The organism is Schaalia sp. JY-X169, assembly GCF_014069575.1.
Lineage (GTDB): Bacteria > Actinomycetota > Actinomycetes > Actinomycetales > Actinomycetaceae > Scrofimicrobium.
In genome coordinates this window covers 355838-369529 of record NZ_CP059675.1, presented here as the reverse complement: position 1 = coordinate 369529, position 13692 = coordinate 355838, and the positions used below count along the sequence as shown (strand labels likewise).

Annotated in this window: 10 protein-coding genes; all 10 read right to left on the bottom strand. The window is 58.5% G+C overall.

Annotation, left to right across the window (positions count from 1 at the left end):
• Positions 1–14 precede the first annotated feature (14 nt).
• Genes H2O65_RS01600 through H2O65_RS01555 form a run of 10 tightly spaced genes read right to left on the bottom strand, consistent with a single transcriptional unit; the run spans position 15 to position 13690 of the window.
• Positions 15–1523: an FAD-dependent oxidoreductase gene (locus H2O65_RS01600; RefSeq protein WP_182141880.1), complete on the bottom strand. Its 1509-nt coding sequence runs from the start codon at positions 1521–1523 to the stop codon at positions 15–17.
• A gap of 53 nt (positions 1524–1576) precedes the next feature.
• Complete coding sequence (locus H2O65_RS01595; protein ID WP_182141879.1) at positions 1577–2590, bottom strand: polyprenyl synthetase family protein; 1014 nt, start codon at positions 2588–2590, stop codon at positions 1577–1579.
• Positions 2587–4146: an NADH-quinone oxidoreductase subunit NuoN gene (nuoN, locus tag H2O65_RS01590; protein ID WP_182142604.1), complete on the bottom strand. Its 1560-nt coding sequence runs from the start codon at positions 4144–4146 to the stop codon at positions 2587–2589. Before nuoN ends, H2O65_RS01595 begins: the two co-directional genes overlap by 4 nt.
• 14 nt (positions 4147–4160) lie before the next feature.
• Entirely contained in the window at positions 4161–5771 is a 1611-nt protein-coding gene (locus H2O65_RS01585; RefSeq protein ID WP_182142603.1) for a NuoM family protein, read from the bottom strand.
• A 51-nt stretch (positions 5772–5822) separates the two neighbouring features.
• Positions 5823–7817 carry an NADH-quinone oxidoreductase subunit L gene (gene nuoL / locus H2O65_RS01580; protein WP_259349597.1) on the bottom strand — a complete coding sequence of 665 codons (1995 nt, stop codon included), beginning with the start codon at positions 7815–7817 and terminating at the stop codon, positions 5823–5825.
• A 16-nt stretch (positions 7818–7833) separates the two neighbouring features.
• Positions 7834–8133, bottom strand: coding sequence for an NADH-quinone oxidoreductase subunit NuoK (gene nuoK, locus H2O65_RS01575; RefSeq protein ID WP_182141877.1), 300 nt, complete (start codon positions 8131–8133; stop codon positions 7834–7836).
• Positions 8130–9080: an NADH-quinone oxidoreductase subunit J gene (locus H2O65_RS01570; protein ID WP_182141876.1), complete on the bottom strand. Its 951-nt coding sequence runs from the start codon at positions 9078–9080 to the stop codon at positions 8130–8132. The genes nuoK and H2O65_RS01570 overlap by 4 nt, the downstream gene beginning before the upstream one ends.
• Positions 9080–9751, bottom strand: a complete 672-nt coding sequence (gene nuoI / locus H2O65_RS01565; protein ID WP_182141875.1) for an NADH-quinone oxidoreductase subunit NuoI — start codon at positions 9749–9751, stop codon at positions 9080–9082. Before nuoI ends, H2O65_RS01570 begins: the two co-directional genes overlap by 1 nt.
• Positions 9744–11132 carry an NADH-quinone oxidoreductase subunit NuoH gene (nuoH, locus tag H2O65_RS01560; protein ID WP_182141874.1) on the bottom strand — a complete coding sequence of 463 codons (1389 nt, stop codon included), beginning with the start codon at positions 11130–11132 and terminating at the stop codon, positions 9744–9746. The genes nuoI and nuoH overlap by 8 nt, the downstream gene beginning before the upstream one ends.
• Positions 11132–13690, bottom strand: coding sequence for an NADH-quinone oxidoreductase subunit G (locus H2O65_RS01555; protein WP_182142602.1), 2559 nt, complete (start codon positions 13688–13690; stop codon positions 11132–11134). Before H2O65_RS01555 ends, nuoH begins: the two co-directional genes overlap by 1 nt.
• Positions 13691–13692 lie beyond the last annotated feature (2 nt).

Genomic DNA, 13692 nt, shown 5'->3' with positions numbered 1-13692 from the left:
TAGCCTAGCTCTCCCTATGAGTTTGGCCCCGTGAAGTCTTCAAACCGCTGCGGCGCCGTCGGGCTGCCGAGCTCACCCGGCTCACCCACAAACGGGTCAGCCGCCCAGTCTTCACCCGAAGCAAGACCGAGGGACTCAACATCTTCCCCGGCAGCGATCTCCATCATCTTCTTTCTGGAAATCACCTTGACGCGTTCTCTCGTACCACCGCTGGGGAGAGGACCCCACTGCGATCCCAGCTGCTGCTCGTAGGCATCAAGCAGCTCCCACCCCTGCCAGTCAGTGAATGACACACCGCGGGCCTCTAGCAGATCTTCAACAGGGCCGGCAGTTGGTGCGCGCAAGACACCCGCTTCAGCGTCGGCCACCAGGTTTGCGATGGTCTCTTGTGCATCTGACTTAGTTGATCCAATGAGGCCAACCGGTCCACGCTTAATCCAACCCGTTGCGTAGAGGCCGTCCACCGCAGCGCCGTCTCCGGTTGCCTCCACAACGCGGCCCGCAATGTTAGGGACGACACCTCTGAGACTATCGAAGGGCACTCCTGGAATCGGCGAAGAGAAATAGCCCACCGCCCGATATACGGCTTGAACGGGCCATTCCGTCAGGGCCCCGGTCCCCTCAACACTTCCATCCCCGGTAAGTTCCGTGCGCTGTGTGACAAGTGCCCGGACATTTCCGGCCTCGTCAGCCAAGATTTCTTCCGGCGCCTCAAACATGTGCAGGTAGATCCGCCTCGACGCCTTGTGGTCTTCCGGATCCCGAGAAGCATAGGAGGTGAGTGTCTTTACTACCTGGCGTTGCTGGTTTGATGACTTCAGGGTCCGCTGTGAGCCCTCATCAAAATCAAAGTCTTCTTCAGACACGATGATGTCGACGTCCGAGACATGCCCCAGCTCACGCAATTCAAGCGGAGTGAACTTGACCTGCGCGGGACCACGCCGCCCGAAGACATGAACTTCCTCAACGGGGTTTGCAGCCAACTGAGCTGCCACGTTTGAAGGAACATCCGTGGTGATCATCTCGGGAAGATGCTTGGTGAGGACTCGCGCCACGTCCAAAGCAACATTTCCAACGCCGATGACCGCCACTTGACGTGCTTCTAGGGGCCAGGTGCGCGGATAGTCGGGGTGACCGTCGTACCAGGAGACAAAGTCGGCCGCACCGTAAGACTGTGGGAGGTCCACGCCCTCGATATCTAGCTTGGCGTCACGGTCGGCACCCGTGGCAATGATGATGGCGTCGTAGCGCTGACGCAGCTCCTCTACGGAGATATCCCTTCCGACCTCGACATTTGCGAAGAGACGAATATCGCCGCGCTGAAGAATACGGAAAAGTGCAACAATGATTTGTTTGATGCGCGGGTGATCGGGGGCGACCCCGTACCGAACAAGACCGTAGGGAGCGGGAAGGCGCTCAAACAGGTCGATGGAGACATCTAGATCAGACTTGGCGAGAATATCGGATGCGTAGATCCCAGCGGGACCCGCGCCGATAACGGCCACTTTCAAACTACCGGACACGGATTTTCTTCTCTTACTCAGGCTAACGAAACTGGCCCCAATCCTAGCTGGCTTCAGGCAGCCCGATCCACCATGAGCACCGCGAACGCGACCAACGCCTCTTTTGCCTCTGACTCAGGTAGCGGGTCGAGGGCGTCAAGCGCGCGCTTCGTCCATTCCTTTGCAAGACCACGGGTTCTCTCAATGACGTCGTGCTGTCCCAGTAGGGTAACGACCCGGCTCAGTTCCTCATCAGACTGTAAGTTGCCATCAAGTAGTTCGAGTATGACCTTCCCGTCCTCGTCGAGGACGCCACTGGCAAGATCTTGCCTCAGGAGTAGCACCGGCATGGTGTCCACGCCCTCGCGAAGGTCGGTTCCCGGGGTCTTCCCGGTCACCTCGGATGGGGAAACGATGTCGAGGACGTCATCGGCCAGCTGGAACGCGACTCCCACATACTCACCAAAGTCTCGAACACTCCGTGAGATCTCCGGTCCCGCCCCCGCGTGGAGCGCGCCGAAATACGCAGCAGCTGACACTAGTGAGCCTGTCTTGTCCGCGAGCACCTGCAGGTAGAACTCGACCGGGTCGACCCCTTCGGGCGGCCCAAAGGACTCGTTCAGTTGGCCAAGGCACAGCCTCTCAAACGTGTGTACGTTATAGAGAATGGTTTCCTCACCGAGGGCCGCCATTATTGATGAAGCACGCGCAAAGAGCAGGTCGCCAGCGAGGATCGCCCGGTTGTTTCCCCAAATCATTTGTGCGGAGTCAACCCCCCGACGCGAGGGGGCAGAGTCCATGACGTCGTCGTGGTAGAGCGAGGCCAAATGGGTGAGTTCAACTCCGGTTGCTGCCTTGAGCACAGACTCTGACTGCGCTCTGTGCGGAGCACCAAGGTGACTACACACAAGTGTCAGCATCGGACGCAACCGTTTACCGCCTGCAACAGCAAGGTGCCGGGTCAGGTCTTCGACAAGATCCCGTTCGGTCGAAACGGATTGGCTCAGGAGAACCTCGACCTCGTCAAGGCCCTCCTGAACTGCAAGTTCCAACTCCCCATCCGAAGCAGAATCAAGCGAGGCGATCATGGAATCAGGATCGTAATTTGGTTGAGTAGATCAAGCACAGGGGCAGGGAAGATTCCCAACAGCACGGTAAGAACCGCGGTAACCCCAATGGCTACCTCTGCAAGACCTGCGGAACGCACCACGGTCACGCCCTCGGCGGGCTCACGGAAGAACATCACCTGTACGACGCGGAAGTAAACCGCGGCCGTAACCACGGAGGCCGCAAGGCTGATGCCAACAAGCCATCCGAGGCCGCCTTGTATACCAGCGGAGAAAACAACAAATTTTCCAATGAAACCAGAGGTAAGCGGAATACCCGCAAAGGACAGCAGGAAGATCAGCATCGAGAAGGCGAGGAAGGGTGACCTCTTACCGAGGCCCGCCCATTGGGAAACCAGATTAGCTTCACCACCGATTGCACCATCAGCAGACTTGACGCGTACCAGACCGACGATGCCGAAGGCCCCCACCGTGGCGATGCCGTATGTCAGGAGGTAGAAAGCAACTGCACCCGCGGAACCTTGGACCAATGCGAGTACGCCGATGAGGACGAAACCCGCGTGGGCTACCGACGAGTAGGCAAGAAGACGCTTGATGTTCTTCTGTACTAGGCCGCCAAAGGTACCGAAGATAACGGTTGCCGCCGCGAGCACTGCGAAGACCAGCGCGAAGTCCCACTTGAGGTGACCCGCAACCGAGAAATAGAAACGCACGAGTGCGCCGAAGGCAGCCACCTTGACGCCTGCAGCCATGAAGCCGGTGACGGGAGTGGGCGCACCGGTGTAGACGTCCGGAGTCCACTCGTGGAAGGGGAAGGCAGCAACTTTGAAAAGGAGGCCAACCATCACCATGAACACACCAATAAGGAGGATCATGTCCATTCCTGCGACCGTCGGCACGGCTGCGGCAATGGCTCCAAGACGGAGTGAGCCACCGGAGAATCCGTACAGAAGAGCCGAACCCATGAGGAAGAACGCAGATGCAAACGAACCCAGGATGAAGTACTTGATCGCGGCTTCCTGCGACAGGTCGCGACGCCTACGGGCAGATGCCACCAGGATGTAAAGCGGTAGCGACATGACTTCCAACGCTACGAACATAGTCAGCAGCGAGTCCGTTGCCGGGAACAGCATCATGCCACCGATGCTGAAAAGCACCAGGGGGAAGAACTCGCTGCGCTGGTAATGCTTAGCGAGGCTCAGCGCCTCTTCACCAGAACCGGGTCGATCTGAAGGTTGGGCCGCGAAGGCCCCATCACGAAGTTCTGAGCGATCAGCCAGCACCAGCAGCGCCAAGAAACCAATCAGCGTGATGATGACCTGCATTGCAACGGTCCACGTATCGTCTACGTACTCCCCAACCACTATCGGGTCGGTGCTAGCGCGCAGCCACTCCGCAACTGACGTAACAAACGCGGCTGCCACAACCAACAGTGACCAGACAATGTTGATGACTCTGCGGTGCTTGACCGACGCAAAGGCCTCGATGAGGACCCCGATAACCGCGCCACCCAGAACGATAATGACCGGCACAAGCGGCACCCAATCGATCTGGGGCGCAGTGAAAGTAGGCTCCATTGGGATCAGCAAGTTCACTGTGCATTCCCTTCATTGAGGTCAGCGGTGGAAGAGGGCGAGATGATCCCCAGGGCGGGGCTACCCGTCACCTCGGGTGCCGTCTCAGACACAAACGTAATGTTGGGTTCCAAGTTCTCTGAAATCTGCTGTAGCGACCCAACGAGTGGTGCAGACCAGATGCCTAGGACGACCATTCCAACGATCAGCGGCGAGACTACCAACTTCTCGCGCCCGTCCAAGTCGGCCAGCCCTGCGCGCTGAGGATTGATTGGACCCGTGAACATCTTCTGATACGGCAAGAGGATGTACATGGCTGCCAAGATAACGCCGGTGACGGCAAAGAGTGCCAACGGTACCGAGACCTTGTAGGTCCCCATGAGCACCATGTACTCGGGGACGAACCCGGACAGACCAGGCAGTGCAATCGAGGCGAGCCCCGCAAAAAGCCAGGTTCCAGCCAGCACCGGTGTCACACGTTGGAGACCGCCGTAGGAAGAGATCTGTGCACTGCCCCCACGCTGCACCAGGAACCCTGAAATCAGGAATAGTGCGGCGATCGACAGGCCGTGAGCAACCATGTAGAACATTGCACCGGTCAGTGCCAGGTCTGAGCCAATGAAGATGCCGAGGACGATGAAGCCGAAGTGGGACACCGAGGTGAACGACACCAGCCTCATGAGATCCTTCTGGCCATTCGCCGCAAGCCCGCCCCAAATAATGGAAATCACTGCAAGGACAAGGATTGTGGGGCGCACCATTGCGGTTGCACCCGGAAGGAAGGACACCGCCATGATGATCATGCCGTAGGTGCCGATTTTGTCGAGGATACCCACCAGCAGAGTGGATGTCCCAGGTCGTGCTTCCGCAGCCGTGTCGGGCAGCCAGGTGTGAACCGGCACCATTGGGGCCTTGATTGCAAATGCAATGAAGAGGGGAAGGAAGATTGCCATCTGCCATCCCACCGAGAGAGTCGGCAGGGTCTGCTGCAGGAAGTCGTAGCGGAACAGAGTGCTGGTTCCGCCCATCCCGAGGGCGCCAATCACAACGATTCCACCCAGCATGACCAGGCCACCCGCTAGCGAGTAGAGCAGGAACTTCATGGCAGCTCGACGGCGGTTCTCACCGGTTCCGTAGCGCGAAATCATGAAGAACACAGGGATCAGCATGGCTTCAAAAGCGATGTAGAAGAGGACGAGGTCGTAAGAGGCAAAGATGATGACAATGAATGCATACAGGGCCATGATCAGGGCCGCATAGCCTCCACCACGTACCTCGTCGTCGTCCTCGTTCTTAGCAGCAATTAGGACCAGCGGCACCAGGAGTCCCGTCAGGAGCAGCATCACAAGTCCGAGGGCGTTAACTCCCAGAGACCAGGTGATTCCCAGGGGTGGGATCCATTCGTATGACTCAAGGAGTTGAGTCGTTGAGGAAGCTGCCCAATCGAATGTGAACGCGATAACCACGAAGGCGATCAGTTCAAGCACTGAAGCACCCAGAGCGATGACGCGACCTTTGGCGCGAGCGGCGGGGACCAACCAGATCACCAGGGCAACGAGCGCCGGCAAGACCACCAGCAGTGTTAGCCAGGGCCCTGTCGAGGGTGTGGCAACCGCCGATGCAAACATCTGCGTAGCAGCGGGAATGAGATTCAAACTTTCCACGATTCTCCTCCGGCCCTAGAGCCTGAATCCTAGGACGATCGCAACTATTACAACGACGCCACCAAGCATGTAACCGGCGTAGGAACGCAGGTACCCGGTCTCGGTCCAAGCGATGACTTTACCGGTCCAAACACTGAGTCGTCCCAGCCCATTGATGCCCCCATCAATGCCGTACCGATCAACTGCGGTGACGCCTTCGACGGCGGCAGTGGTGGGTGCCACTGCAATAACCTCATTGATCTCGTCCTGGTAGAAGTCATTGCGCGCCGCGCGACTGAATGCGTTGCCGTAAGGCGCGGCCTTCGGTACTGCTTCTTTACCAAACTTGACCCAGGCGAAGGCCGCAGCGATCAACACGAGTACCAGTGTGATGATCTGGATCCAGATAGCACTCAGCACGGGCTCAGCGTGATCTACCGGACCAATGGCCGGAGTCAGCCAGGTAGTGAAGACATCATTGATGGAGAGGACCCCGCCGAGGCCGACTGCGAATACCGCCAAGATGATCATTGGAACAGTCATTATCGGCTTCGATTCGTGCGGGTGCACTGCACCGCCATCGACATCAGATGTCCACCGGGCCTTGCCGGAGAACGTCATGAAGAACATTCGTGACATGTAGAAGGCGGTCATTGCTGCGCCGAGGACGGCCACGGATCCAAATACCCACGCGGCCCACGGTGCATCCGCACCGGCGAAGGTCGACGTGGAGAATGCGGCTTCGATGATGTGGTCCTTTGACCAGTATCCTGAGAATGGTGGGACGCCAAGGATTGCCAGCCAACCCATCATGAACGTTATCCAGGTAACCACCATGAACTTGCGCAAGCCACCGAAGCGACGCATGTTGACCTGGTCGTTCATGCCGTGCATGACGGAACCTGCACCAAGGAACAGGAGCGACTTGAAGAAGCCGTGGGTTAGCAGGTGGAAGATTGCGAAGGCCCAGCCAATCGGACCGAGTCCAGCGCCCAGCATCATGTAGCCCAACTGGGACATTGTGGATGCAGCCAGGGCCTTCTTAATGTCGTCCTTGAACGAACCGATCAGGGCCCCAAGGATCAGTGTTATCAGGCCGACCACCGCAACGCACGCCATCGCGATTGGAGCGTAGATGAAGATGGTGCCCGAACGAACGATGAGGTAGACACCGGCAGTCACCATGGTTGCAGCGTGGATGAGGGCGGAAACCGGGGTGGGGCCCGCCATCGCGTCTCCAAGCCAAGCCTGAAGGGGGAACTGGGCGGACTTCGCACAGGCGGCGACCAGCAGGAAGATGCCGATTACCGTTGCCGTGCCCTGGCTCGCACCAGCGACACCAGCGTTGACATCATCAAATGTCGTTGAGTTGAACGCCGCAACCATCGCCATCATAGCGATCAAGAAGCCCACGTCACCGATACGGTTCATGATGAATGCTTTGTTGGCCGCAGAGGCGTTGGATGGCACCTGGTTCCAGAACCCGATTAGCAGGTATGAGGAAAGACCTACACCTTCCCAACCGAGGAACATGGCCGTGTAGTTGTTGGCCAGGACCAGCACCAACATGGAAGCGATGAAGAGCACCAGGTATGCGAAGAAGCGGCGTCGTGCGGGATCATGCTCCATGTATCCCACCGAGTAGACCAGAATCAGGGAACCAACCAGGGTCACCAGCATGACAAAAGTCATTGACAGTGGGTCAACCAGCAGACCGAAGTCAACCTGGAAGTCTCCCGCTGGAATCCACGTGAAGAGCGTCTGTGTGAAGCGACGGTCTGACGCGGGAAGACCCATCATCTGAATGAGGATTGCTACACCCAGAGCGAAGGAGAACCACGAGGCAGCAACCGCAACCCAATGGCCCCACTTGTTGGTGCGATTGCCCCCGAGCAGTAGGAAGGCAGCCACCGCCAACGGAACAACGAACAGCAACGATGCAAAGGCTGCGGGGCCTGTGGCTTCCTGTGTTGCGACGGGCCCGACCCAGGCATCAGAGGCGGGAAGTACGGCGGCTACGGCCGCGAGCATAGAATTCATCTCTCCACTACTTCCTCAGTGCGACGTTCTGGTCGAGGTCGGTTGTGGCTCGACTCTTGAATATCGCCACAACGATCGAGAGTCCCACCACCACTTCTGCCGCGGCCACGATCATCACGAAGAATGCCATGACCTGTCCGGAATAGTCACCCAGGACTCGTGAGAAGGTTATGAAGACAAGGCTTGCTGAGTTGAGCATCAGCTCAACTCCAAGCAGTGAAATGATCACCGATTTACGCACGACGACGGTAACAGCGCCGATGGAAAACAGGATCCCGGCTAGCGCGATGTAAAATGCGAGACTCACTTTGCCTCCTCCGTTTCCTCTGTAGCGGTGTCCTCAAAGTGCATCTGCATCATGCCGGTCGGAGCTCCGTCACCGCGCATACCCCACGCCTTGGACTGCTTGACCTCAACCTTGCCACCCCACGGGCTCACCGAACGATCATCCGTTCTTGCCAGCCGCAAGGCTTCTGCCACCTGGGGACTTACTTGGCCCATGGGCTTCTCAAGTCCACGCAGACGCAGCACACGTGGGATTGATTCTTCGGAAACTTCCAGCGTGTCACCGGCGATTGCTGGGTTGTCTACAGCGTTGCCCGTAGCCCAAACACCGGGCGGCGGCATCTGCCCGACATGTCGACCAGCCTTCTTGTAAAGCATCATCCGTGCCTTAGCGACCGATCGCTGTGACAGCTTCGGTCCCAGATTGTCGCTGTGCGTCAGCAAAACCGCGCCGACTGCAGCGGTAATGAGCAGTGCCGCCACCACCTGAATGGTCAGCCAGTGTTCTTGGAACAGATTCACGGCAAGAGCGGTAACGGGAACGTTTGAGTACGGGTCATCGGCTATCTGGCCAGGCCCCGGAACAGTTGAGATTACAACCGTGGAGACCAGAAGCACCGCTAGGGCCCCACCAAACAGCACGCCCGCCCAGATGAACCCACGTCTCTGTTCAAGGTATCCGTCCGTTGCACCCAGACCAATCATCATGATGACGAATAGGAAGAGCATCAAGATCGCGCCCGTATAGACGATTACCTGCACGGAAGCATTGAATGGGGCTTCAAGCGCGAAGAAGAGGATGGCCATTCCTACCATGACCACGACCATGCTGAGGACGGCGTAGGCGGCCTTACGGAAAAGCAGCACCCCGAGTGCGCCACACACCATCAGTGATCCGACAATCCAGAAGAGGACCGCCTCCCCCGTCCCGCTCATTTGGGGCCACGCCCCCATGGGCAGCAGAGACATCAGTTGGCCTCCTTCTTTGCTGGTGCTTCTGCGCGCGCCGGTACTGCGCGCGCTGTCGCAAGAGAGGGATCATCGGGACGGTTCTGCTTGACCCAGTCAACCTGTGCTTGGGTCGGTCCGGTGATTTCACCCTCGTAGTAGTCGATGTCGCTTGTCCCCTCAACCATTGGGTGGGGGGCTGCCAGAGCGCCCTCGGGAAGCTTTGCGAGCAGCATGTCTTTGTCATAAATGTCGGCGATGCGCTCGTACTCGGCCAACTCAAAATCGTTGCCCATTGTTAGCGCTCTGGTCGGACACGCGTCGATGCAGAACCCGCAAAAGATGCATCGCAGGTAGTTGATTTGGTAGACGCGCCCAAACCGCTCCCCTGGAGAGAACTGTGCATCCGGTGTGTTGGACGCGGCCTCAACCAGGATTGCATCAGCCGGGCATGCCCATGCGCACAGCTCGCAGCCGATGCACTTCTCAAGCCCATCCGGATAGATGTTGAGGTTGTGACGCCCATGGAACCTAGGTTGGACATGTGGCGCTTCGAACGGGTACTGCTCGGTGACCATCGGCCGGAACATTGATGAAAATGTCACGCCGTATCCTGCAACCGGCGCGAAGAACTCACCGATGGGGCCTTTCGGGTCCCTCTCGTAGCGCATCTGCTTCGGATCGTCAGTCATTGCTATCCTCCTGAATTGCGGGAATAGTTTCATCCGTTTCAGCAACGGCAGTCACGGCCACTTTTGCGCGACCTGCCCGAGGCGAGGGCGGCAGCTTCTGACCCAAGACAGGCGGTGCCGGATAGCCACCCAGGAAGGCGTCGAAGGGAGCATCCGGGTCAACTCCTTCTTCTTCACCCTGGTCTGAAGGTGTAGCAACCAGATAGACCACAACTGCCACCAGGATGACAACCGCAAGCATGACCGTAAATAGGACCAACCAGGATCCAGAAACCCAGGTCTGCACGCCACGCATGACGGCAACCAGAACGATCCAGACAAGGGCGACTGGAATGAGGCCCTTCCAACCCAGGTTCATGAACTGGTCGTAGCGCAGACGAAGCAGCGTTCCACGAGTCCAGATCATTGCAAACATCAGCACCCAGATCTTGAAGATCAGCCAGAACATTCCCCACCAGCCGTCATTGAGTGGTGCGATGTGGCTGAAAGGCCACGGGGCATGCCATCCGCCAAGGAACATGGTTGCTGCGACCGCTGAAACATTGAGCATGTTGATGTACTCAGCCAGGTAGTACCAGCCGAACTTCATCGACGAGTACTCAGTCATATGCCCGGCCACCAGCTCGCCCTCGGCCTCTGGGAGGTCGAATGGGAGACGGTTGACTTCACCGACCATAGAGATCAGGTAGATGACGAATGCGGGTGCGAGGGCGAATGCCCACCAGACACTTCCCTGCGAGGCAACGATCTCTGATGTGGACATTGTCCCAGCCATGAGGAACACGGAGACCAGAGCCATTCCCATTGAGAGTTCGTATGACACCATCTGGGCTGAAGACCGCACTGCGCCGTAAAGCGGGAGTGTTGAGCGTGCTGACCAACCGCCGAGGACGACCCCGTAGACGCCGAGTGATGTGATCGCCAGGATGTAAAGAGTGGCAACAGGCATGTCCGTAACCATCAGCGGTGTGGAGTGGCCAAACATGTTGACATTGGGCCCAAACGGAATCACTGCCAGTACGGAGAAGGCAGCGAACGCCATGATGACGGGTGCCAAGAAGTACAGAAACTTATCGCTTCGTTTCGTCCAGATCTCTTCCTTGAAGAGCATCTTTCCGGCATCGGCAATAGCCTGGAGTAAGCCGAGTGGACCCGCTACGTTGGGGCCGTGTCGGGTTTGCATCCGGCCAAGCGCCCGCCTCTCAACCCACAGCGCCATGATGACGGAGAGGATCAAGAAGAGGACAATGAAGATTGCCTTAATCAGAACCAGCCACCAGGTCGTATCTGAAAAGTCAGCAACCGTGTATTCAGGGACGCCCCAGGCCGGGAGAAGCCCTGCCGTGGAAGTCCCAAGTGCTGTGATCGTCAGCCCGCTCATCACTGGGCCACCTCTCTTGCAGGAGTAATTGTCACGGAGCCGCCGGCCGGAGCCAGGTCCTGGTTGATTCCCTCACCAGTTGAGCATTCGGGAAGCCAAACTGTCCCGTCGGCAACTTCAGCCGCCTCAATAGGGACTGTCAAGGTACCTCTGGGGCCGGAAATCTCAACCTGGAAGTCGCCGGGAATGGCAAGTGACTCCAGAGACTTCTTCGATACCAGGGCGACGACTCGGCGTGCGCTGAGCCTGAGGTCGTCAGCGCCATCGAGCATGCGCCCGAGGTCGACCATCACCTTATGGGAAGCGAGAACAAACTTGTCATCTGGCAGGGGTACAGATCCTAATTGGGGATCCGCCTGTGTCTTTGTCCTAGCTCCACGCCACGACATGAGGGGGTTGACCTCCGCATACACGTGGTTGAGGCTCTCAACACCGAGATCAATTCCAAGTTCGCTGGCAAGCATGCCCAGAACTTCACGATCAGGCATGGTGCGTGATGCAATCGACTGGCCGAAGGGACGTAGGCGACCTTCCCAGTTGATAAACGTGCCGTTCTTCTCGACGGGAGGCGCGACCGGGAAGACAACATCCGCTAGGGAAGTCACTTCCGTATTGCGAACCTCCAGAGCCACAACAAAGCTCGTCTTCTCAATGGCATCGCGCGCTGCGGCCGGGTCTTCCCAGTCGCGCAGATCGATTCCACCGATGACGAGGGCGTCTAAGCGACCTTCGGCTCCAGCCTTAAGCATCTGCGTCGCGGTCAATCCTTCGGCCGCTGGTAGCGCCCCCCAGCCAAGTGAATCCCTGGCTTCAGCATCTGCCACGGGACGCCCGAAGGGCAGCAGGTTGGGTAGCAGACCGGCATCAACCGATCCCCTGTCGCCGCTTCTGCGAGGAACCCATGCAATCTTGGCTCCCGTGCGTGAGCAGAGGCGTTCAAGTGCCGCAAAGAGCCCGGGAGTCTGCGCGGCGCGTTCACCCACCAGGATGACACCGCCGTCGGCAAGTCCTTGGAACAGGTCCGCGTGTGCGCCATCTTCCGCGATCGCATCAACGGCCGCTACTTCGTCACCTGGGCGAGCTGCAATAAGCTGCGCGTCCAACTTTTCGCTTCCGCGTGACAGTAGTGGAGCGATGGTTGCGACCTTCACCGTTCCGGCGCTCAGCCCCTTACGCAAACGCAGGAACAGCGAGCCACATTCGTCCTCGGCCTCGAAGGCCACAAGGAGTGCGGTCCCGCTCTTCTGGACGTCCTCGTATGTAACGCCGAGGCCGCGTCCCGCGACGTGGGCTCCGAGGAAGCCCAGTTCCTCGTCACTCTGTCTGCGCCAACGCGAGTCCACGTTGTTGGTACCGAGGACCACCCGAGCAAACTTTGACCATGCCCAGGCATCCTCAAATGCGCTACGTCCCCCGGGGAGCAAGCCGACACCGTTCCCCTTAGCGGCTTTTGCGAGGCCCTTGGCGGCGCGGTCAAGCGCATCAGACCAAGAGGTGCTAACGAGTTTTCCGTCTTCACGTACAAGGGGAATGCTGAGGCGATCCTGTTGTTTGTACCAGGGGAACGCGAACCGGTCTTTGTCGGTAATCCACTCCTCGTTGACCTGGGGATCATTCCCGGAGAGCTTCCTGGTCACCTCCGCGCGACGAACGTCAATGCGTACCGCGCTTCCGGAAGCATCGTGCTCGGCGACCGAAGGCGTTGAGACGAGGTCGAAGGGGCGGGCACGGAACCGATAGGTTGCCGATGTCAGCGCACCGACCGGGCAGATCTGAATGATGTTTCCCGAGAAGTACGAGGCAAAGGTGCGCCCCGCCATGTCCTTGTCAGACTTCTTTTCAGGACCCGAGTAAACGGAAGAAATGATGCCTTCGCGCCCGTAGGGGCCGGAAATGTCGGTACGTTCCGGGCCTGCGACGCCCTCGACGAAGAAGTCAAGAACTTCGGCGTCAAAGGTACCGACCTGCTCACCCATGAAGTGGTGGTGATCCTCTGGCGAGGAGCCCCCACCGCGACCCTGGAGATCGAGGAAAGCATCCCCGGGGATCTCTTTGGCAAACCTGACGCAACGCTGGCAGAGGATGCAGCGGTCCCGATCCAAAAGAATCTGGGTGGTGAGCCGCATCGGCTTCTTGTAAACGCGCTTGGCACCGTGGAAGCGAGAATCCGGCTCGCCCTCGGTCATTGCCTGGTTCTGCAGTGGGCATTCGCCGCCCTTATCGCAGATTGGGCAATCAAGGGGGTGGTTGATGAGCAGGAACTCCATCACGCCGGTCTGTGCCTTGAGCGCAACCGCAGAGGTGTGCTGCGTGTTGACAACCATCCCGGGGCTGACTTCGATGGCGCATGACGGCTGAGGCTTCGGCATCATCCTCAAGTTGCCATCACGGTCGGGGGTTCCCACGTCGACCAGACACTGTCGGCATGCGGCGACCGGCTTCAAGAGCGGGTGGTCACAGAAGCGCGGAATGCGGATACCAGCCTGCTCGGCAGCGCGAATAATCAGCGTTCCCGCGGGAGCTTCAACCTCGGTACCGTCGATGGTGAGCGTCACCATGT